This is a genomic window from Rhodococcus sp. IEGM 1306, from assembly GCF_036541985.1.
GTDB lineage: Bacteria > Actinomycetota > Actinomycetes > Mycobacteriales > Mycobacteriaceae > Rhodococcus_F > Rhodococcus_F qingshengii.
On sequence record NZ_JAZHFF010000006.1, the window covers coordinates 364,371 to 384,032 of the forward strand.

A 19,662-nucleotide genomic window follows, 5' to 3' on the forward strand; every position below is an offset into this window, starting at 1 on the left:
AAGCCAAATCCCGACAGAGAAGGCGACAGCGCGCCACACACCGACTCGCCCGGACACAGAAACCACATCGGCCGTTCCGACAAGACACAGGGAAAGCCAAATCAAGGCGAGAATGAATCCGCCGCCGTACAGAAGAAAGAATGCTTCGAATCCGTCCATGCAGTCCATTCCACTGTCGGCGCAGTCCTGAAGCCCAGCCGCACCGAGTAGGGAAATGTTCACGGTGGCGATGCTACGGGCCAGGGCGTCCCGAACTGCCGAACAAGCGGGCGGATTCGGCGATGCGAACGCCGCTCAGCCCGAACAGAGTAGAAGCCCCACCCCCGTGGGGAGGGCGGGGCTTCCTCTGGTCCGGCGCTCACGCACAGTGGGAGGGTGGTGGACATGCCGGACCGACGACACGGCAGGGAGTCAAGCTGCCGCGCCCAAGCGCTGACCTGAAGGAATGCGCCTGAGATCGTGGTTACGAGAACCATCAAACCAGACAAACTGGACGAATGTTCAGGAATCGCGAGATTCGACCCCCGCACGTCAGAAAGATCTCACTGCACCCGATAGGTTTCGCTGCGGACAGGATCCACCAACCGCCGCATGACCTCGTACGCGCGGTCCGGATCCGTGTACGGCGGAATCATCATCAAAACGAGTTGACGACCATAGATATCGTCGAGATACATCAAATCGTGGGGCTGGCCAGGGCACGGACCCCGCACTTCCAGTCCGTCGACCTCGTCGATACGACGCTGCGCGCTGCTGATCGTGTTCCAGTCGAACGCAACCCGCGCGATCGGCCCCAACCTCAGCGAAAGTGCGGATATCAGATCGTGAAGCTCCGCCGTGACGTTCGTGGTCCACGGGAACCACGCGCCGTCAACCGATGCCTTGACGGCACCTTGCCCACGAAGCAGGAATCGCGGAGTCCGCGTCGGCGACGGGAAAGGTTGCCCGACATGGCGCTGCGGCGCTTCCATTGCATAGTCGAGAGTGCTGATGTGCGCCATGACGAGGCTCCTTGACGGAGGATTCGTGGAACCGTCAGGCAGAGGTGCCCGGTCGTGGGTTCCATACCTTCAGACTACTCCGCTACGCAATCCCGACTACGCATCGACGGAAATGATCACGCCGGTGTCGCCGTACGGGAACGGACCATTACCGATGTGACCAAGGGTGTTGAAGAATTTCGAAATAGGCACCATCACACCGTATTTCGCTTTGACTTTGCTGCGGATCTCGTCGAATTCAGCTCCACCGCTCACCAACTGAGCGGTCCCGGTGACCGGCGACGCACCGTCGGCAACCTTTCCGCGGTTGTTGCACGGCACTACGGTGACGCGTGGGTTGTTTCGCAGCCGCTTGGCCTTACCCGATTTCGAGGAAGTCCAGAAGCCGATACGTCCGTCAGGCAGAGGCACGACCCACGTCGGCGTGGCTACGCCGTCACCGCTCTTACGGAATGTGGTGACCGAGATCGTCTTCTCTTCGCCCAGGGACATGAAACGAGCGTATGCCTCCACAACCTCCACGACCATGCACGCGAATGAATTTTCTCTACCCCAGGAGTTTCAAAACGGACAATTATCCGGACGAAGGTGAACAACAGGTGCCGAGTGGTGGAAATGTCGCGGAACGACCACGTCTGAGGTCGATTTGAGGCCCGGAGGTGTTGGAACATGACTTCTCGTGAATGCGGAACTCATCGTTCTCCTCGTCGTCGTCGTAACCGCTCTGGGGTTCGACTTCACCAACGGTTTTCATGACACTGGCAACGCTATGGCCACGTCGATTGCAACCGGCGCCCTCAAGCCCAAGGTGGCAGTCGCTCTGTCTGCTTCCTTGAACCTGGTCGGAGCTTTCCTCTCGGTAGAGGTTGCTGCCACCGTGGCCAAGGGCGTGGTGAACCTCGGAAATGTGGGTGGCCAAGCGCTGCTCACCATCGTCTTCGCCGGCCTTGTCGGCGGCATCATCTGGAACCTGGCAACGTGGTTGCTCGGCATCCCCTCGAGTTCCTCACACGCACTGTTCGGCGGCCTGATCGGCGCCGCCATCGCGTCCCTCGGCATGAGCGGTGTCGCCTGGAGCGGCGTCCTCAGCAAGGTTGTCATCCCCGCAGTTCTCGCTCCCGTCGTGGCCGGCTTGGTTGCCGCGGCCGGCACCTGGCTCATCTACCGCATCACCTCCAACGTCGGAGAAGAAACCAAGGACAAAGGTTTCCGACTCGGCCAGATCGGTTCGGCTTCACTCGTTTCCCTCGCACACGGCACCAACGACGCTCAGAAGACCATGGGCGTCATCTTCCTCGCCCTGGTCGCCCACGGAACCATTTCCGCCGACGCGGACATGCCGTTCTGGGTCAAGCTCACCTGTGCGCTCGCGATCGCTGCCGGAACCTACCTCGGCGGTTGGCGAGTCATCCGCACTCTCGGCAAGGGACTTGTCGAGATTGCCGCACCACAAGGCATGGCAGCCGAAGCATCCTCTGCTGCAATCATTCTCACCTCCAGCCACCTCGGCCTTCCGCTCTCCACCACCCATGTGGCGACGGGTTCCATCATGGGAACCGGTCTGGGACGCAAGGGCGCCGAAGTTCGTTGGGGCGTAGCCGGACGTATGGCGGTCGCCTGGTTGATCACTCTTCCGTCCGCTGCAATCGTCGGCGCTCTGTGCTGGGGACTGGCCGACATCGTCGGCGGCCTGCCCGGTGTCCTGGTCGTCTTCGCCGTGCTCATCGCGTTGGCCGGCTGGATGTACCTGCGCTCCCGCAAGGAGCCCATCGATCCGAGCAACGTCAACGCCGAGTGGGACGGCGGCCTGGTACCCGCAGAGGTCCCCGGTCCGGACGCCCGCGTCACCACCGACGTCAAAGCCTGAAAGAGGGAATCGACATGGATATCTTGAAAAACACCGTCGACTCGCTCTGGCAGGTCGTACTGGTCGGCCTCCTGCTGGGCGCCGGACTACCGGCGATCTTCGCAATCGGCCTGAAGTCGCTCGACGCCGGACAACGTGGCAGTGGCGGCGGGAGCACTGCCGTCGCGGCTCGCAGTCCGTTGGCCGTGGCAGGCGCAGTGGTGTGCTTCGCGGTCGTGCTCATCGCGATCGTCACCGGAATCCTCTTCATCATGCAGGGCTTCCTCAGCCACACATTCGGCATCGAGATCTTCTGATCCCGTGCGCCCTCACGAGCGGAAAGACATCACCGTGACTGGACCGACTCCATCCCTTCCTCAATCCATTCTTGACTGGCTTCGCGCCGGCTACCCCGAAGGCATACCGCCCAAGGACCGCATTCCGCTTGTCGCATTGCTACGACGCAAACTCTCGGACGCGCAAATTCGAGACATTGCCATCGGCGCTGCACTCGCAGAACTGAGCGACGTCAACAGCGACCAGGTGATCTCGAGCGACGAGATCAGCGCTCAGATCGCCGATCTGACGAGCCAGACTCCCTCGGACGACGACATCGCGCGCGTTGCCTCCGTCCTTGCTGCCGCCGGGTGGCCCCTCGCTGATCTCGACAACCACTGAAGCTCGATTCGTTGAGTCTTCCACCACTTCTGGCTTCGATACTCGGCTGGCTGCGTGCCGGGTATCCGAACGGTGTGCCGGAGCAGGACTACGTCCCTTTGATGGCCCTGCTCCGGCGACAACTGTCCGACGACGAGATCGCCGTTCTTGCTGACGATCTCGTCGCCGGCTTTCCGCTTCCGGTCGATCCGATCGACTTTCCCGGTTCGGTCGATCCGATCGACATCGGCGTCCTCATCACCAAGGTCACCGACGATATTCCGCACGAATCGGACGTCGCTCGGGTACGTGAACACCTGATTCGTGGAGGTTGGCAAATCGTGGCACAACCTCCGGTCGACGACGCCTGACGGCATTACGGTAAATCGGACCAGTTTGATAACGAACCGGTAACGGTGCCGTCGAGGTCAATATAGACCACTTAGTGTCATAAGGAATTCCGCGCCTCGGGGGGCTCGGTCGGATTTCGGTGTGCAAGCACCTTTGGGGCGGGAGTGATACATGCACGAGGCTCACACAGATTTGGCGAAGAACCCAGATATTTCGAACCCGGATCTTTCGAGAAACCGTATTTCGAAACGAATCAAGCGTCGGATCCTGGGCCTCGCCGCGACAGCACTCGCACTCCCCCTGACCGCAGGCCTGATCAGCGGATCGGTAGCGACCGCAGCGCCCGCGCGTACCGCCCCGGCCGGTGGCTACGAGGAAGTGTTTGTCGACTCGTCGATGGGACCGATCAAGGTTCAGATCCAGTGGGCTTCGCGCGGCGGCAACGCGGCGCTCTATCTTCTCGATGGCCTACGAGCACGCGACGACCGAAACGCATGGAGTTTCGAGACCAACGCTCTCGAGCAGTATCGCGGCGACAACGTCACCCTGGTCATGCCGGTCGGCGGGCAGTCCAGCTTTTACTCCGACTGGTATGCGAGCAGCAATTTGAATCGCCAGCCGGTCACGTACAAATGGGAAACCTTCCTCACCCAGGAACTTCCCGCCTATCTGGAATCGCGCGGCGTCTCCCGAACCAACAACGGCGTGCTCGGACTGTCCATGGGTGGCAGCGCGGCACTGACGCTAGCCGCCTACCACCGCGATCAGTTCAAGTTCGCCGGTTCGCTCTCGGGATACCTCAACATCTCAGCTCCAGGCATGCGTGAGGCGATCCGGGTGGCCATGGTCAGCGCCGGGTCCTTCAATGTCGATGCAATGTGGGGACCGCCGTGGAACCCCGCTTGGCTCCGCAACGATCCCTTCGTGTTTGCACCCGAACTGGCTGGGCTCTCGCTGTACATATCCGCTGCGAGCGGCCTGCCCGGGCAGTTCGATCAACCGCGTCGGCCCGTCGACTTCGTGAATACCGGTAGTGCCATCGGGCTCGAGGCCCTTGCCTTGATGAACTCACGGGCATTCCAACTGCGCATGAACTCCCTGGGAATTCCGGCAACGTACAGCTTCCCGGCCAACGGCACTCATTCGTGGCCGTACTGGGGTGCAGAACTGTGGAAGGCCCGAGGCCAGATCCTCGACACCCTGAACGCTTGGTGAACTGACAACGACTCGATCACCGACAACCGCAGGCCCCGACCGATATTCGTTCGGGGCCTGCGTCGTTCGAATTCAGAGCGCGGCAAAGAGATCCACGGTATTGCCGTCGGGATCGAGAAGGACGGCGTAACGCTGCCCCCACACGGCATCAAATGGCTCTTTATGTCCGGGGAAGTCGGCTGTGATGCGCTGATACGCCTCGTCGACTGCAGCGGGTGTCCCGAAATCGAAGGCCAAAGCGACGGGGTGTCGACCTTCCCCGACAGCGAAGTCCGGATCGAAGCTCGTGATGGTGGACAGCGCGTCCCAGGCCAGCCGAAGCCCACCGTCGAAAGTGAACTCCACGTGTGGAGCGTCAGCGGGTGTTTCCGGAATGTCGAGCCCGAGGGTTCGGTAGAACGCGAGGGAACGCGCGAGATCGTTGGTGACGATTCCGACGAGATCGAGTCTCGGAGAGACGGACACGGTATTTCTCCTGTTTCGGGTCGAGAAGTGATCGGCGAGTGTGTGACGATGATCTGATGACCGGCACTGACACCCTCGCTCTTGACGGTAGTCGGACGGTAGCGTCGAGTCTTGAACAAAACGGCCACACCTATGTCGAGACTCGGATCACCGGTTCGGCCGGCCTGTTCAGTTGCACGTGGAAAAGCACCAGCGAAGCCCATACGCCCACGGAAGCAAAGCGGATTCTTCCCGATCTCTGCGCAGACTTCATCGTCGACAGCACCGGAAAGTCGTGGCTCGTCGGGCCGGCAACCGGTGCCGATCTGGTTTCGGTCGCCGCCGGTACAACCATGTGGGGCATCCGGATCAATCCACCGGCTCTGCGGAGCCTGCTCGGCACAGCTGCCGACGCGGTGCAGGATTCGAAGATCGCCTTCGACGACATCCTCACTTCCAGACAAGCGCGGGTACTTGCCGACGCCCTGAGCCACGAGGCAGTCGACGCTCACCTACTGGGCCAGTTGTGGCGCGGACTGGAACCCGACCACGGAATCGAGGGTGGTTACTCCGCGCTCATCTCCTCCCCTTCCACGCCGATACGAGAGATTGCTGCAGACCTCGGTGTTTCCGAACGTCATTTCAGACGATCGATCACGTCAGCGGTCGGGCTGTCCCCCAAACTGATTCAGAAGGTGCAACGAATGCAGGACGTGTTGACTCTCAGCCGCGGCGCAAAACTCACGCTGTCGTCGCTGGCCGGTCGCGCCGGCTACGCCGACCAAGCCCACCTCGCGCGCGATACGCGAGCGCTGGCAGGCCTGACACCGACTCAGCTACTGCGCGAGCACCGGTAACGATGAGCGAAGACCTGTTCTCCGCCCTCGATCACCTGGCTGCCACGTCAGCTGTCGTGATCGATCGCCCCCGAGGGTCGGCACACCCGCGGTACCCCGATGCGATCTATCCGCTCGACTACGGCTATCTCGACGGCACAGTCAGCGCGGACGGCGACGGGATCGATCTGTTCCGAGGCTCGGCCGTCGGCAACGGTGTTGTCGCCGTGGCCGTTATTGCCGACATCGTCAAGAAGGACGTGGAAGTCAAGATCCTTCTCGAATGTACTGCGCCTGAAATCGACACTGCCACAGCATTTCTCCGCGACGTTCTAGGTCTCGGTGCCACTGTCTTGCGGCGCGCCGTCAGCTGAGTTCGTCGAATCGCGGAACAAGATGCTCCGCAACCCACTTCGCTTCCTCGATCAGAGGCCAACCTGCCAGGATCAGTGCAGTCAAACCGGTTCGGCTGCGAAGCGTGCGTACCGAGTCCGTGATCGAATCCGGATCGCCGACGTAGTACACCGCCGATGACCCGGTGCCGAAGATGTCGAGGGGTGACCACGCCGTGATACCCGCGTACAGCCCGTCACCGACGTACAACTCCTCCGGTTCCGGAAGTCGGCCGGAAGCAATCTTGTCCGCCCAACCCTGCCGCTGAGCGTCGCGAGCGGTGAAAGTCTTGAGGTCTTGCTTCCCCTGAGTGCGACGACGCACTGCGTTGTCCAAGACATGAGCGATCTGCTCGACGCCCGTCTTCTCGAACAACGAACGGAACCGGTCGTGCGCCTGCGCCTTGGTGGGGCGAACGATCACACCGGTGAGCGCACCGAAGTCGGTGAACTCGCGCCCGGCTGCCTCCGCCGCCGCCCGTGCGGCAGAGAATTTGTCTTCGATGAACGAAGTCTCGCGCAGCATCGCCAAGTAGGTGTCGAGCACCTTGCCTGAATTCGCCAGGCCTGCAGGCGAATCACCGGTACCCCACAGCGGAACCTGATGCCCAGCGGGCGCATCGATACGCAGTGGTGTGTTGGGAAAGTTCGACTCCGTGCCTTCGGCGTAGATGCGGCGGAAGTCCGCCCAGTACTGCTCCCCCAACTCGTAACGCTCGTCGTGGGGCACGTTCATGTCGTACTTGGTCAGGATGTTCTCGCGTCCGTTGACCGAGTTGATCAACAGTCGGCCGCCGCTGAAGGCGTCGAAAGTCAATGCCTTCTCCGCCAGCAGTCGCGCCGGCGTCATGTTCGCGTAGACGGCGACGAGGAACTTCATGCGCGTGGTGTGCGCTGCCGCCCACGTCGCCGAGATGAACGGATCGTTCGGCCAGGTGGCAACAAGCGCACCTTCGAATCCGCCGTCGTCGATGGTCTTCGCGAGCTCGATCTGCCTGGCCCCGTCCACGGGGAACAGCCCACCGGGGCTCCACGGGTAGTCCCCGTCTGCCTGGGTGAGATACCAGAATGTCTTGATGCCCATCAGTTCTGCACTCCAGCCGGCAGGTCGAACGATTCGATTCGGGCACGCGAACGGATGGTGTCCGCATTCACGCTGTAGAGCGCGTCGAGGTATGCGACCGCGAAAGAACCGGGGCCCGAGGCATTTTCCTCGGCGATCTCCGATGCCACGGCAACATGCGTGTGCGCGGCAACCAATCCGTCCAGCGCGGTCGACGTGACGGCGAGGTAGGCGGCGACAAGACCGCCCAGAGAGCAACCGGTACTGGTCACGCGCGGCAACAGCGCGCTGCCACCGGAGACTCGGATGCCCTGGGTGTCACCGCCCGCATCGCGGCCGACGATGTAGTCGACCGGTCCGGATGCCGACACGGCATCCGCATGCTTCAAGAGTGACAGAGCGGCGGGCACCGCATCGGCGGAATCGGAGGCACTGTCGACGCCGCGGGTGTCACCGCCGAGTCCGGCCAGAGCGATGATCTCCGATGCGTTCCCTCGGATGGCGCTGGGGTGAAAGCGCAGCAGATCCACAGCGATACCGCTCCGCCAGGGTAGTCCGCCGACACCGACGGGATCCAAAACCCATGGCGTACCGGCAGTTCGGGCCGCTTCTGCTGCTATCAGGAAAGCTTCGGCTGTCCCGTCGTCCGGCGTTCCGAGGTTGACGAGCACTCCCCCGGCGATGGCAGCGAACCCACCCGCTTCGTGGACGTTGTCGATGTGAGCGTTGCTTGCGCCGGCGGCGAGCAGAACATTGGTCAAGAAGTTCGCAGAAACGATGTTGGTCAGCGACTGGACGAGCGGTACCTGATCGCGGAGTGCGTCGATCGCCGACGCGACGGTTTCGACAGAGACAGTGTCAGACATGAGAATTCCTTCAGAACGGGAGGTAATTGAGGACTGCGGCGATTCAGGACCGCGGACATCGAACATCCGCAAGCGCGCCGCCGGGCTCACCGCCGACAACCATCGGCAAAGTCGGATCTGCAGTCCATTCCTCCAACGAACCGTCGTAGACCTTGACGTCCTCATAGCCGCCGCGGATCAGTGCGAGTGCTGTCAGGCACGCCGAAACTCCACCGCCGCAATAGATCACGACAGGTTCAGCGACGGGTGGTAGAACGTCAGCAGATTTCGACCGAACATCGTCCGCCGGAAGCATCCGGGCATCGGCGTCGAGAAGACCCTTCGCAGACAGATTCACACTTGACGGAATATGTCCGCGTCGCGAATATCGCGTCTTCTCCGTTCCCTCGTACTGCTCAGGCGCCAGCGCGCACACCAGCGTTCCGGCTTCTTCTCCTGAGGACAGTGAGGCAACGCGAGGTAGATCGACCCACAGGCCAAGGTCCGTCACACTCCAACGCTTCGACGCCGACGTGTGGGTGACGTCGTCGCCGCTCGCGAGGGCGAAGCCGCATCGAGTCCATTCGGCGAGGCCACCGTCGAGGACCCTTGCTTCGATGCCGGCGTTGCGAAACACCCACCAGAGCCGTGATGCCCAAGTGGTCGAACCCTGGTCGTAGATCACGATTGTCGCACCCGGTTCGATACCACTGGATTGGAGATCGGACATCAACTGCTCCGTTGACGGGCGTGTGAAATGCAGCGCCGCTTCCCTTTCGGAAAAGACGTCCATGAGGTCGACGTGTCGGGAACCCGGGATGTGCGAGGAAACCCAGCCGTCGTACCCGGACTCCGGGCGATAGTCGCCGTCGAATCGCGCGGGAGGAAAATGAACCGTCGCGTCGAGCACGGCGACGCCTCCCTCACGCAGCATCGCGTCGAGTTCAACGGCACTCACCAGCGGCGACGCGGTCTCTCCAGCCACTTCAGACCCTCTCCCTCGGAAACGAACAAGCACGAACCTAAATGAGTACTAGCGTATACGCAAGTACTCACTCGTCGTCGATGGCATAATCGAACGCGCTCTACTTGCATGCACAGGAATGGGGACACATGGATCTCGACGCCGATACGAGCACCACCGATCTGCTGGTGCCGGAGGCTGCGCTCGGCCGGTCCGATCAGACCTCGCGGCAGTACCTGCGCCTGCGAGCCGACATCCTGGCCGGCAAGTTCCCCCAGGGCGCTCCGCTGCACGAGACTCAATTGTGCGAATCGTACGGCGCATCCCGCACCCCGATCCGGGAAGCACTCAACTGGCTCGCACACGACGGACTACTCGAACGAGCCGCTCGCGGTTTTCGTGTCCGTTCCGGCACACCCGAGGACGTCATCGAGATCTACGCGGCGCGGGTAGCTCTCGAATCGGAAGCGGCAGGCGCCGCCGCACTCCGCCACAGCGATCTCGACCTTGCTCGCCTGGACGGATTACACGAGTTCTGCTGCACTGCAACCGAAGGCACCGAGGTGCGTTCCGGGAACTTCAAGTTTCACGAGGCCCTCTGGCAGGCTGCCCACAATTCCACGATCACCTCACTGCTGATCCGCCTCACCACCCAATTGCGAATCTACGACAGCGGCCCGCCGTCGAACTACGGCGAACCGGACCTGCTCAATTCGGAACATCAAGAGATCCTGAACGCCATCCGCGCCAGGGACGAATCGTCCGCGCGTGGCTACATGCGCAACCATCTCGAGCGCAGCCGCGACCAACGAATAAGGATGTTCGCCAGCCGCTGACTTCAGACAGCCCAGATTTCTGCACGCCGACGCCTGCGCCGCCGTCGCTCAGACGGGGAGCGTGCCGGTGTCGACGTCGTACACGCTCTCGGCCGGGCTCGACATCACTCGATCCGCCATCTCCTGCTTGAGCTCTGTCAGCCGTGACTCGTCTTCGGCCGTCCGGTCGGACTTACGGGACAGAGTAATGAACTCGTCGACGACGAACCCCTCCCGAACAGTCAGCGTGACGCTCGCGCCGCGATAGGTGATCCGAAATACATACAGCGCGAGCGTATTTCCACGTTCACGCCTGGCCAAGGAACTGTCAACGGTGTACCGCCCTTCGGTCACCGCGCGCGTGACCAACTCGAACGCATCGCGCACTCCTGGTCCGCCGTGTGCGGTGGTGACGACCAGCTCGCGACGCTCGACGGAGCCTTCCCCGCCGAGGACACCGAGAGCGCGCTCGAGAACCTTGTAGGCATGCGCCACGCCGCCCGGGGCCTGCGGACCGTGATAGCGGAGGGCGTCCTCGTACGTGAAGTCGAGCGTCGTCCCGTGATCGGTCACGGTGAGCGTGGTGGTCATGATGGGCGTCCTTGCCGGTCAGTGCTGGCGGTCGATCGGATTGATCCGCGAGACGATGAGCGGATCGATCGGAGTGAAAGGGAAGTGCGGCAGCTCCCGCTCCGGAACGCCGAACGAGGCCGAGAGAACGCTGCGCGAGAACGCGGAAGCCGTTGCACGGTAGCCTATGTCGCCCGGTGTCGGCTGGTCGAAGAAGATGAGGAAATTGATGTCCTCGTCGCCTAGAACCTCGATATGATGGGGATAGGCACGCGGAACGAAATACACCTGACCGGGCTCCAGTAGGTAGGTGTCGAGCGAACCGTCCGGATCGAGGACCGTCATCCGCCCGTGACCACGATGCACGTATCCCATTTCGGCAGTGACGGGATGCCAGTGTGGCTCACGCATTCCACTCTCGCGAATAGTCAACGAGTACATCGAAAGATCCTCCAGCGCCGCCCAATACTGCTTTCGCGCCACTTTCGCCTGTCCGTACGGATATGCGAGAGGCGCGATCTGGCCTTCGAGATCGAAGAGATGCGCGTTGGGAAGGCCGGCGGTATCGGGAACGACGGCGGCGCCGTCCCGCCGAACTATCTGGGACGCATCGGCTCTACCGAAGACGTCGAAGGCCGATGCGGCGAGATCGTACGTATTGCCGAGCACCGCGTTCGACATTGCGCTGACGCTACTCTGCAACGAAAAGTGCTGCGGCAGAGAAGTACGCAGGGCGGCGATGATCTCCGCCTCCTCCTCTCCGACATTCTCGATGTGATAAATCGCGCCGGATTCGACGTGATACATCTGCCCCGCTCGCACCACGAAACTGGCGAACTCGTCAGCATTGCCCAACATCGAGACGAGCACGGTTCCGCTGGTGACGTAGGCGATCTGGTTCGCGTTGACGTTCCATTGTGGTTCACGGATCGCGCCGGGACCGAGAACAATTCGTTTGATCGACAGACCGGACAGGATCGGCAACGAACTCGTGTCGAGTTGCGAGATCGACCCGAGTTCGTTCTCGAAGACACTGGGGCCATTGCGTAGTGAGGCAACGTGTGTAGACATGGCAATTTTATCCTTCCCACTCTGGTCCTTTCGACTCCGGTCCTTCCGCCTCGCTGACGTCAGTCCTCGATGAACGCGAGAATGTCCTGGTCCAGTGTCTTCTGATATGAGCCGTAGATGCCGTGAGGTGCGCCCGGATACACCTTCAGCGTGCCCTTCTTCACCAGCTTGATCGCCTTCTCGGCCGCTGCGCCGATCGGCACGATCTGATCGTCGTCGCCCTGAGCGATGAGGAACGGAACGTCGATGGCTTCGAGATCGGAGGTCTGGTCCGTCTCCGAGAATGCCTTGACGCAGTCGTAGGCCGCGGCGAGGTTGACCAACATACCTTGCCGCCAGAAGTCGTCCTTCGCCCCTTGCGAGACGTCGGCACCTTCGCGGTTCGCGCCGTAAAAGCTCTCGCTGAGATCCTTGTAGAACTGCGATCGGTCTCGCAGAACTCCCTCACGGATGCCGTCGAAGACCTCGATCGGTGTGCCTTCGGGGTTGCCGTCCGACTTGACCATGATCGGCGGTACGGCGCCGGCGGTGATCACCTTCGCCACGCGCCCTTTGCCGTGCTGCGCCGCGTAACGGACCACTTCCCCGCCGCCGGTCGAATGGCCAACCAGGACCAGGTCTTTCAGGTCGAGTGTGTCGATCAGCTCAGCCAGGTCCTTGGCATATGTATCCATGTCGTTGCCGGTGTACGTCTTCGACGAGCGACCGTGTCCTCGACGATCGTGCGCGATGGTCCGGTATCCGGCGTCGGCGAACAGCTTCATCTCGACCTGCCACGCGTCAGAACTCAGCGGCCACCCGTGGCTGAGGACGATCGGCCGGCCGACGCCGTGCTCGGTGTAGTAGATCTCGGTTCCGTCGGAGGTGGTGATGTAGGGCATGCTCTGCTCTTCTCTGTCGAGTCGTGGACTGAGATCCGGACACGGTGCCCGGTTTCCTCACTCTGCGAGTGCCCACTACGGGGGCAGTCGACTCATCGATCGACAGAAATGTGCGTGGGGGCAGAAGACTCCGGCCCGACATCACGAAGCGTGGTGCCGGGCCGGAGCCCTCAGTCAAAGGGAAACGATCAGTAATCGTCCTCCGTGTAGACGATCATCCCGCGCAGATTCTTTCCTTCGAGCATGTCGGCGTACCCCTCGTTGATCTCCTCGAGCTTGTAAGTCTTGGTCACCAACTCGTCGAGTTTGAGTGCGCCGCTTCGGTAGTGATCGAGCAACTTGGGAATCTGGGACCGTGGCCCTACCCCGCCGAAGATGGCTCCCTGCAAACGCTTCTGCAGAAGGGTCAGCTCGAAGAGGCTGAGCGTCACCTGCGAATCTGCGTAATGCCCCATTCCGACGACCACGACCTGGCCACCCTTGCCCGTCGCGCTGAGCGCGGGCTGAATGATGTCGCCGTGAATCTCGCCCACGGTGATCACGGTGACGTCGGCCATCTTGCCCCAGGTGATCTCGCCGATCACCGGTAGCGCTTCCTCGAGGGAGGCAAAAGTGTGTGTGGCGCCGAATTCCTTTGCCTTGTCGCGCTTGAACTCGACGGGATCGATCGCGATCACAAATCGTGCTCCGGCGGACGCCGCACCCTGCACCGAGTTGATTCCGACACCGCCGACGCCGACGACCACCACCGTGTCGCCGACCTTGGCTCCACCGATTGCGGTGGCCGATCCCCAACCGGTGGCAACACCGCAGCCGAGCAAGGCCGCCTTGTCGAGCGGGATGTCCTTCTCGATCTTGATCACCGACGCCTCGTTGACGGTCACGTACGGCGAAAATGTTCCGAGCAGGCACATCTGGATGACCGGCTCGTCGTCGAGGGTGACGCGGTACGTCTTGTCGGAGATCGCCTGCCCGGTCAACAGGCCGGCTCCTTCGTCGCAGATGTTCTGCAGACCCTTCGCACAGGACGGACAACGTCCGCACGCCGGGATGAAGGCGAGAACCACGTGGTCGCCTTCTTCGACGCTCGCGACACCCGGTCCGACCTTCGTCACCACTCCGGCGCCTTCGTGCCCGCCCAGGGCCGGGTAGAAGGGCAGCGGGCTGGCGCCCGTACGCAAATGTTCGTCCGAATGGCACAGCCCCGATGCGGCGAGTCGGACCTGCACCTCACCCGAGACCGGGTCCCCCAGCTCGACCTCTTCGATCTCCCACGCCTGACCTGGCGCCTTGACTACCGCTGCCTTGACCTTCACCTGCACTCCTCGAAATTCTTCGTGATGCACGGACGACGAAAGAACGCGCCGGCATTTGTGTCGCCGATCACACTCCATGTACGAGTGTGCCTGAAGTAGCCCGAGAATACCGTCGGTCCGTGTGCCTTTTTGGTAGCCGCCTCTACCAGAAAGGCGCACGACTAACATGGACACAGTGGCCAAGGGAACTCGCAAGACCAGAACTCGCAGCAGTACTCCCGAGCGAGGCGAGTCCGGTCCCGTCGCCGGCACTTTTCCGATCGATACCGGGACGTGCGAACTAGTCCGCGATCAGTACTCCGATGACAGTTGGATCATCCAGATCAACGGAGTGCCCAGTTCCCACGTGAACGTCGCGGATCCCACGGTGCTCGATTTCGAGTACATGCGGTGGATCGCGCATCTGGTCGATTCCGAACGTGACAAGGCCGAGCGCCTGCGGGTGCTTCATCTCGGCGGTGGCGCCTGCTCCATGGCCAGATACTTCGCCGCCACGTACCCTGACGCGCGTCAAGTGGTGGTCGAAATCGACGGTGCTCTGGCGGAACTCGTACGCGATTGGTTCGACCTCCCGCGCGCGCCTCTTCTGCGCATCCGCGTCGGAGAAGCCCGCGCCGTCACCGAAACTCTCACCGAGTCCACCCGGGACATCGTGATTCGAGATGTCTTCGCCGGCAGCACAACTCCGACACCACTGACGACGGCGCAATTCACCACCCACGTACGACGCGTGCTCGCACCGGGCGGCATCTACATCGTCAACTGCGGCGACACCCCGGATCTCCAGGGCGCGCGCAGCGAGGCCGCAACCATCGGCGCACAGTTCGAACACATGGCGATCATCGCCGATCCCGCGATGCTCAAGGGCCGCCGCTACGGCAACATGATCATCGCGGGCAGCGACGTACCGATCGGCGGGCAACCCGCGCTCGCGCGCGAGCTACTCGGCGGCGGAGTTCCCGCCCACGTGTGGCAGGACGCCGAAGTCCGCAAGTTCGCCGCGAATGCGCCGGTTCGCCAAGACTGAGCAAAAACGCTACTCCCCGCCGAAGACCCTCTCCACCACTGCTTTTGCCCGACGCGTGATGCGCAGGTAATTGTCGAGGAATTCCCCTGCGTCGTCGCCGTATCCAGCGACCTGCGCCACCGCCGCGAGAACACGGCCCGGGCCAGGAAGCTGATCGGTCGGCTTCCCCCGCACCAGAACGAGGCAGTTGCGTGCCTTCGTCGCGGTGATCCAGGCGTCACGCAGCAGTTCGACGTCACCTTCGCTGAGCAGTTCCGCGGCGCCGATGGCGTCGAGAGTCTCGAGGGTCGACGTGTTGTGCAGCGACTCGATCTTGTCGGCGTGGCGCAGCTGCAGCAATTGCACAGTCCACTCGATGTCGGCCAAGCCGCCGCGACCCAGTTTCGTGTGCGTCGCCGGATCGGCTCCGCGAGGAAGCCTTTCGGAATCGACTCGCGCCTTGATGCGCCGGATCTCGCGCACCGCCGCGTCACTGACGCCGCCTTCGGGGTAGCGGGTCTTGTCGATCATGTGCAGGAACCGCAGTCCCAATTCAGGATCACCGGCCACCGGGTGCGCACGAAGGAGTGCTTGAATCTCCCACGCCTGAGCCCACTTCGCGTAGTACGCGTCGTAAGACTCCAGGGTTCGTACCATCGGTCCGTTGCGACCTTCCGGGCGCAGTCCGGTGTCGACCTCGAGCGGTGGATCTGTACTCGGTGCCCCGAGAAGCTTGCGCACCTTGTCGGCAATGCTGTTGGCCCACTTGACCGCAACGGTCTCGTCGACGCCCTCGCGGGGTTCGCACACGAACAGCACGTCCGCATCGGATCCATAGCCCAGTTCGCCGCCGCCGAGTCGACCCATGCCGATGACGGAGAAACTGGCCGGCGCCTCGGTCCCGAGTTCGGTGACGCTGGCCTCGATCACCGCGGAGAGCGATGCATTGAGCACCGCGGCCCACACCGAGGACAGCGCCTTGCAGACTGCAGGAACATCGAGCATGCCGAGGATGTCGGCCGACGCGATTCGCGCAAGTTCGTGTCGCCTCAGCGAGCGGGCCGCAGCAACAGCACGATTGGGATCACTGTGTCGGCCGGAGGCGGTGAGGATTCCGCGAGCGACGTCCTCGGGCTTCGGCTCGACCAGGCGCGGTCCACTCGGCGAATCCGCGAACAAGCGAATCACGTCGGGAGCCTTGATGAGCAGGTCGGGTAGGTACGCCGACGAGCCCAGCACGGTCATCAGACGCTCGGCCACCGCAGCCTCGTCGCGGAGCAGGCGCAGGAACCACGTCTGGTCGACGAGCGCGTCCGAGAGCCTGCGGTAAGCGAGCAGACCGGCATCGGGATCCGGTGTGTCCGCGAGTGATTCGAGCAGAGTCGGCAACAGGAGCGCTTGAATGCGACCCTTGCGTGAAGCGCCACTCGTCAGTGCAGTCAGATGCCCGAGAGCATGCTCGGGTGCCGTGTAACCGAGAGCGGCCAACTGGCGAACCGCGGCTTCTGGCCCCAGGACCAGTGCTTCCTTGTCCATCCGCGCCACCGATTCGAGAAGCGGGCGGTAGAACAACTTGGCGTGCAGGCGGCGAATCCGATGCGAATTCCGCTTGATCTCGGCGCGCAGGACTCCCAGGGAATCCAGACGACCGTCGGGTCGCATGTGCGCGGCGCGGGCCAGCCAACGCAGCGCTTCCTCGTCGTCCGGCGGCGGCAGGGTGTGTGTGCGCTTGAGCTTCTGTAACTGCAGACGGTGCTCGAGCAGACGCAGGAATTCGTACGACGCAGTCAGGTTGGCGGCGTCGTCGCGGCCGACGTATCCACCCGCCGCCAATGCAGTCAGTGCATCGACGGTGCTCTGGACATGCAACGAACTGTCGGCGCGCCCGTGCACCAATTGCAGGAGTTGGACGGCGAATTCGACGTCGCGCAAACTTCCGCGGCCGAGTTTGAGTTCACGCTCACGCAGTTCGGGGGGAACCATTTCCTCGACGCGTCGACGCATGGCCTGGACTTCGGGGACGAAGTCCTCGCGCTCGGAGGCGATCCACACCATCGGGCTCATCGCCTCGGAGTACTGGCGACCGAGCTCCATGTCGCCGGTCATCGGACGAGCCTTGAGCAGTGCCTGGAACTCCCAGGTCTTGGCCCAGCGCTTGTAGTACGTGATGTGGGATTCGAGGGAGCGAACCAGTTCTCCGCGCTTGCCTTCGGGCCGCAGCGCAGCATCGACCTCGAAGAATGCGGAGGTACCGATACGCATCATCTCACCGGCAACGCGACTGGCCGTCGCATCGGCCGGTTCGGCGACGAACACCACGTCGACGTCGGAGACATAGTTCAGCTCGCGCGCACCACATTTGCCCATGGCGATCACGGCGAGCCGGATCGGACAGCTGCCCTCGGGACACACCGTTGAGATGGCCACCGCAAGTGCAGCGGTCAGCGCGGCGTCGGCCAGATCGGAAAGCTGGTGCCCCACAGTCTGATACGGAACTACGGGTTCGTTCTCGACGGTCGCCGCAAGATCAGCCGCAGCCAGCAGCATCAGCTGGTCCTTGTAGCTCTTACGCAGAGCAACAACAGCTTCCGGCCCGGTCACCGTGGCGCGGTAGGTCAGGGAACCTTCGGTGGCACCCTCGTCGACAGTTGCACCCACGACCTCCAGCAAGGCTGCAGTCGCCTCGTCCTTGGTCGGCAGAGCGGTGCCGTCGAGCAGTTTCCAGCCGATCGGATCCGCGGCCAGGTGGTCGCCGAAGGCCGACGACGCACCCACCAGTGCGAACAAACGGCCGCGCAGGCTCTTGTCCTTGCGCAGGACCTGATCGAGTTCGCGCCACCCGTCGCCGAGCCCGTCCTTGATCCGCACAAGGGTGCGCAGAGCGAGGTCGGCGTTCGCGGCACGCGACAGCGACCACAAGAGTTCGATGCTCTCGGCGTCGACCCAACCGAGCTGACGCAACTCGTCGGCAGCGGTGGGCTCGACCAGCCCGAGTCGACCCGGTCCTGGAACTGCTGATCTCGCAGCGGGCGGTTTCACCGTCACAGACCGAGGTAGGTCTTGAGCTCGAACGGCGTCACGTGGCTGCGGTATTCCTCCCACTCACGACGCTTGTTGCGCAGGAAGAAATCGAAGACGTGCTCGCCGAGTGCTTCGGCCACGAGCTCCGACTTCTCCATCTCGCGCAGAGCGCTGTCCAAGTTGCTCGGCAGTTCCTTGTAACCCATGGCGCGGCGCTCGGCGGAGGTCAACGACCACACGTCGTCTTCTGCCTCGGGCGGCAAGGTGTAGCCCTTCTCGATGCCGCGAAGACCGGCAGCAAGCAGGACCGCGAAAGTCAGGTACGGGTTGCAAGCCGAGTCTGGGCTACGGATCTCGACGCGGCGCGAGGACGCCTTGTTGGGCGTGTACATCGGGACGCGAATGAGAGCCGATCGGTTGGACGGGCCCCACGACGCAGCAGTGGGTGCCTCTCCCCCGTGGACGAGTCGCTTGTACGAGTTGACCCACTGGTTCGTGACCGCACTGATCTCGTTGGCGTGCTCGAGGATGCCGGCGATGAACGCCTTGCCGGTCTCGGAGAGCTGCATCGGATCGTCCGGATTGTGGAAGGCGTTGGTGTCGCCCTCGAACAGGCTCATGTGGGTGTGCATCGCGGAGCCGGCCTGATCGCTGAACGGCTTGGGCATGAAGCTCGCCCGGACGCCTTCACCGATCGCGACCTCCTTGACGACGTACCGGAACGTCATCACGTTGTCGGCCATCGAGAGTGCGTCGGCGTAGCGCAGATCGATCTCCTGCTGACCCGGCGCGGCCTCGTGGTGGCTGAACTCGACCGAGATGCCCATCGACTCGAGTGCGTCGATGGCGTGGCGGCGGAAATTCGGAGCCGAATCGTGCACGGCCTGGTCGAAGTATCCGCCCGAGTCGGCCGGGATCGGTGGAGTGCCGTCGATCGGGCCGTTCTCCAGAAGGAAGAACTCGATTTCCGGGTGGACGTAGCAGCTGAAGCCCAAGTCGCTGGCCTTGCTCAGCTGGCGACGCAGTACGTGGCGCGGATCGGCCCACGACGGCGAACCGTCGGGCATCGTGATGTCGCAGAACATGCGAGCGGAATGCTGCGCACCGTCCTTGTGCGCCCACGGCAGGATCTGGAATGTCGAGGCGTCGGGCCGAGCGACGGTGTCGGCTTCGGAGACTCGTGAGAATCCCTCGATGGCGGAACCGTCGAATCCGATTCCCTCCTCGAAAGCGCCTTCGAGTTCGGCGGGGGCGATCGCCACCGATTTGAGGTACCCGAGAACATCGGTGAACCACAAGCGGACAAACCGAATGTCGCGCTCTTCCAGGGTACGAAGCACGAATTCTTTTTGGCGATCCATGCACGCG

General features: G+C 62.7%; 21 protein-coding genes. 9 read left to right on the forward strand and 12 right to left on the reverse strand.

From position 1 onward, the window contains the following. Window positions 1-542: 542 nt before the first annotated feature. Together V3587_RS19710 and V3587_RS19715 are read right to left on the reverse strand one after the other, a co-directional pair. Window positions 543-1,001, reverse strand: coding sequence for a DUF5994 family protein (locus tag V3587_RS19710; protein ID WP_283377211.1), 459 nt, complete (start codon window positions 999-1,001; stop codon window positions 543-545). Window positions 1,002-1,097: 96 nt separating this feature from the next. Further along, on the reverse strand, window positions 1,098-1,493 hold the full coding sequence (locus V3587_RS19715) for a PPOX class F420-dependent oxidoreductase (protein ID WP_042445944.1): 396 nt from the start codon (window positions 1,491-1,493) through the stop codon (window positions 1,098-1,100). A 187-nt stretch (window positions 1,494-1,680) separates the two neighbouring features. On the opposite strand from V3587_RS19715, the gene V3587_RS19720 reads away from it, so the two are divergent. The 5 genes from V3587_RS19720 (at window position 1,681) to V3587_RS19740 (ending at window position 5,070) form a co-directional block, all read left to right on the forward strand. Continuing rightward, window positions 1,681-2,868: an inorganic phosphate transporter gene (locus V3587_RS19720; protein WP_047270833.1), complete on the forward strand. Its 1,188-nt coding sequence runs from the start codon at window positions 1,681-1,683 to the stop codon at window positions 2,866-2,868. 14 nt (window positions 2,869-2,882) lie between these two features. Beyond that, window positions 2,883-3,164 carry a hypothetical protein gene (locus V3587_RS19725; RefSeq protein WP_003941641.1) on the forward strand — a complete coding sequence of 94 codons (282 nt, stop codon included), beginning with the start codon at window positions 2,883-2,885 and terminating at the stop codon, window positions 3,162-3,164. 34 nt (window positions 3,165-3,198) lie between these two features. After that, a complete protein-coding gene (locus V3587_RS19730) occupies window positions 3,199-3,525 on the forward strand; it encodes a DUF3349 domain-containing protein (protein WP_225320063.1) in 327 nt (108 codons plus the stop codon). An 11-nt stretch (window positions 3,526-3,536) separates the two neighbouring features. After that, entirely contained in the window at window positions 3,537-3,875 is a 339-nt protein-coding gene (locus V3587_RS19735) for a DUF3349 domain-containing protein (protein ID WP_007735437.1), read from the forward strand. 151 nt (window positions 3,876-4,026) lie between these two features. Beyond that, window positions 4,027-5,070, forward strand: coding sequence for an alpha/beta hydrolase (locus tag V3587_RS19740; protein WP_206434748.1), 1,044 nt, complete (start codon window positions 4,027-4,029; stop codon window positions 5,068-5,070). A gap of 72 nt (window positions 5,071-5,142) precedes the next feature. On the opposite strand, the gene V3587_RS19745 is transcribed toward V3587_RS19740, so the two are convergent. Further along, window positions 5,143-5,535, reverse strand: coding sequence for a VOC family protein (locus tag V3587_RS19745; protein ID WP_007735439.1), 393 nt, complete (start codon window positions 5,533-5,535; stop codon window positions 5,143-5,145). A 56-nt stretch (window positions 5,536-5,591) separates the two neighbouring features. Between V3587_RS19745 and V3587_RS19750 the strand changes: the two genes are divergently transcribed. Together V3587_RS19750 and V3587_RS19755 are read left to right on the forward strand one after the other, a co-directional pair. Beyond that, a complete protein-coding gene (locus V3587_RS19750; RefSeq protein WP_225320064.1) occupies window positions 5,592-6,371 on the forward strand; it encodes a helix-turn-helix domain-containing protein in 780 nt (259 codons plus the stop codon). Between the two features lie 2 nt (window positions 6,372-6,373). Next, window positions 6,374-6,724 carry an inorganic pyrophosphatase gene (locus V3587_RS19755; RefSeq protein WP_214927366.1) on the forward strand — a complete coding sequence of 117 codons (351 nt, stop codon included), beginning with the start codon at window positions 6,374-6,376 and terminating at the stop codon, window positions 6,722-6,724. On the opposite strand, the gene V3587_RS19760 is transcribed toward V3587_RS19755, so the two are convergent. From V3587_RS19760 to V3587_RS19770, 3 genes are read right to left on the reverse strand one after another with little or no spacing between them, the layout of a single operon-like run. Next, window positions 6,717-7,826, reverse strand: coding sequence for an LLM class flavin-dependent oxidoreductase (locus tag V3587_RS19760; RefSeq protein ID WP_007735443.1), 1,110 nt, complete (start codon window positions 7,824-7,826; stop codon window positions 6,717-6,719). The two genes, V3587_RS19755 and V3587_RS19760, sit on opposite strands and share 8 nt — an antisense overlap. Beyond that, window positions 7,826-8,671, reverse strand: a complete 846-nt coding sequence (gene thiM, locus V3587_RS19765; RefSeq protein WP_054186673.1) for a hydroxyethylthiazole kinase — start codon at window positions 8,669-8,671, stop codon at window positions 7,826-7,828. The genes V3587_RS19760 and thiM overlap by 1 nt, the downstream gene beginning before the upstream one ends. Before the next feature lie 43 nt (window positions 8,672-8,714). Then, a complete protein-coding gene (locus tag V3587_RS19770; RefSeq protein ID WP_082845759.1) occupies window positions 8,715-9,635 on the reverse strand; it encodes a sulfurtransferase in 921 nt (306 codons plus the stop codon). Between the two features lie 128 nt (window positions 9,636-9,763). Here V3587_RS19770 and V3587_RS19775 point away from each other — a divergent pair, with 128 nt between their 5' ends. Beyond that, complete coding sequence (locus V3587_RS19775; protein ID WP_007735446.1) at window positions 9,764-10,450, forward strand: GntR family transcriptional regulator; 687 nt, start codon at window positions 9,764-9,766, stop codon at window positions 10,448-10,450. A 48-nt stretch (window positions 10,451-10,498) separates the two neighbouring features. On the opposite strand, the gene V3587_RS19780 is transcribed toward V3587_RS19775, so the two are convergent. From V3587_RS19780 to V3587_RS19795, 4 genes are all read right to left on the reverse strand, one after another. Further along, entirely contained in the window at window positions 10,499-11,020 is a 522-nt protein-coding gene (locus V3587_RS19780; RefSeq protein ID WP_166502390.1) for a hypothetical protein, read from the reverse strand. Between the two features lie 18 nt (window positions 11,021-11,038). After that, window positions 11,039-12,070, reverse strand: coding sequence for a cupin domain-containing protein (locus V3587_RS19785; RefSeq protein WP_007735448.1), 1,032 nt, complete (start codon window positions 12,068-12,070; stop codon window positions 11,039-11,041). Window positions 12,071-12,129: 59 nt separating this feature from the next. Further along, window positions 12,130-12,951, reverse strand: a complete 822-nt coding sequence (locus V3587_RS19790; protein ID WP_003941629.1) for an alpha/beta fold hydrolase — start codon at window positions 12,949-12,951, stop codon at window positions 12,130-12,132. A gap of 188 nt (window positions 12,952-13,139) precedes the next feature. Next, window positions 13,140-14,267 carry an NDMA-dependent alcohol dehydrogenase gene (locus V3587_RS19795; RefSeq protein WP_003941634.1) on the reverse strand — a complete coding sequence of 376 codons (1,128 nt, stop codon included), beginning with the start codon at window positions 14,265-14,267 and terminating at the stop codon, window positions 13,140-13,142. 166 nt (window positions 14,268-14,433) lie between these two features. On the opposite strand from V3587_RS19795, the gene V3587_RS19800 reads away from it, so the two are divergent. After that, entirely contained in the window at window positions 14,434-15,294 is an 861-nt protein-coding gene (locus tag V3587_RS19800; RefSeq protein WP_007735449.1) for a spermidine synthase, read from the forward strand. A gap of 9 nt (window positions 15,295-15,303) precedes the next feature. Here V3587_RS19800 and V3587_RS19805 read toward each other — a convergent pair whose 3' ends face one another. Further along, on the reverse strand, window positions 15,304-18,318 hold the full coding sequence (locus tag V3587_RS19805; protein ID WP_283377212.1) for a bifunctional [glutamine synthetase] adenylyltransferase/[glutamine synthetase]-adenylyl-L-tyrosine phosphorylase: 3,015 nt from the start codon (window positions 18,316-18,318) through the stop codon (window positions 15,304-15,306). Continuing rightward, entirely contained in the window at window positions 18,315-19,655 is a 1,341-nt protein-coding gene (locus V3587_RS19810) for a glutamine synthetase family protein (protein ID WP_003941637.1), read from the reverse strand. The genes V3587_RS19805 and V3587_RS19810 overlap by 4 nt, the downstream gene beginning before the upstream one ends. Window positions 19,656-19,662 lie beyond the last annotated feature (7 nt).

Excerpts from the sequence above, each read along its gene's own strand:
- V3587_RS19710 (WP_283377211.1), bottom strand. The coding sequence starts at position 1,001 with ATGGCGCACATCAGCACTCTCGACTATGCAATGGAAGCGCCGCAGCGC.
- V3587_RS19715 (WP_042445944.1), bottom strand. The coding sequence starts at position 1,493 with ATGTCCCTGGGCGAAGAGAAGACGATCTCGGTCACCACATTCCGTAAG.
- V3587_RS19725 (WP_003941641.1), top strand. The coding sequence starts at position 2,883 with ATGGATATCTTGAAAAACACCGTCGACTCGCTCTGGCAGGTCGTACTG.
- V3587_RS19740 (WP_206434748.1), top strand. The coding sequence starts at position 4,027 with ATGCACGAGGCTCACACAGATTTGGCGAAGAACCCAGATATTTCGAAC.
- V3587_RS19750 (WP_225320064.1), top strand. The coding sequence starts at position 5,592 with ATGACCGGCACTGACACCCTCGCTCTTGACGGTAGTCGGACGGTAGCG.
- V3587_RS19755 (WP_214927366.1), top strand. The coding sequence starts at position 6,374 with ATGAGCGAAGACCTGTTCTCCGCCCTCGATCACCTGGCTGCCACGTCA.
- V3587_RS19760 (WP_007735443.1), bottom strand. The coding sequence starts at position 7,826 with ATGGGCATCAAGACATTCTGGTATCTCACCCAGGCAGACGGGGACTAC.
- thiM (WP_054186673.1), bottom strand. The coding sequence starts at position 8,671 with ATGTCTGACACTGTCTCTGTCGAAACCGTCGCGTCGGCGATCGACGCA.
- V3587_RS19775 (WP_007735446.1), top strand. The coding sequence starts at position 9,764 with ATGGATCTCGACGCCGATACGAGCACCACCGATCTGCTGGTGCCGGAG.
- V3587_RS19780 (WP_166502390.1), bottom strand. The coding sequence starts at position 11,020 with ATGACCACCACGCTCACCGTGACCGATCACGGGACGACGCTCGACTTC.
- V3587_RS19785 (WP_007735448.1), bottom strand. The coding sequence starts at position 12,070 with ATGTCTACACACGTTGCCTCACTACGCAATGGCCCCAGTGTCTTCGAG.
- V3587_RS19790 (WP_003941629.1), bottom strand. The coding sequence starts at position 12,951 with ATGCCCTACATCACCACCTCCGACGGAACCGAGATCTACTACACCGAG.
- V3587_RS19800 (WP_007735449.1), top strand. The coding sequence starts at position 14,434 with ATGGACACAGTGGCCAAGGGAACTCGCAAGACCAGAACTCGCAGCAGT.
- V3587_RS19810 (WP_003941637.1), bottom strand. The coding sequence starts at position 19,655 with ATGGATCGCCAAAAAGAATTCGTGCTTCGTACCCTGGAAGAGCGCGAC.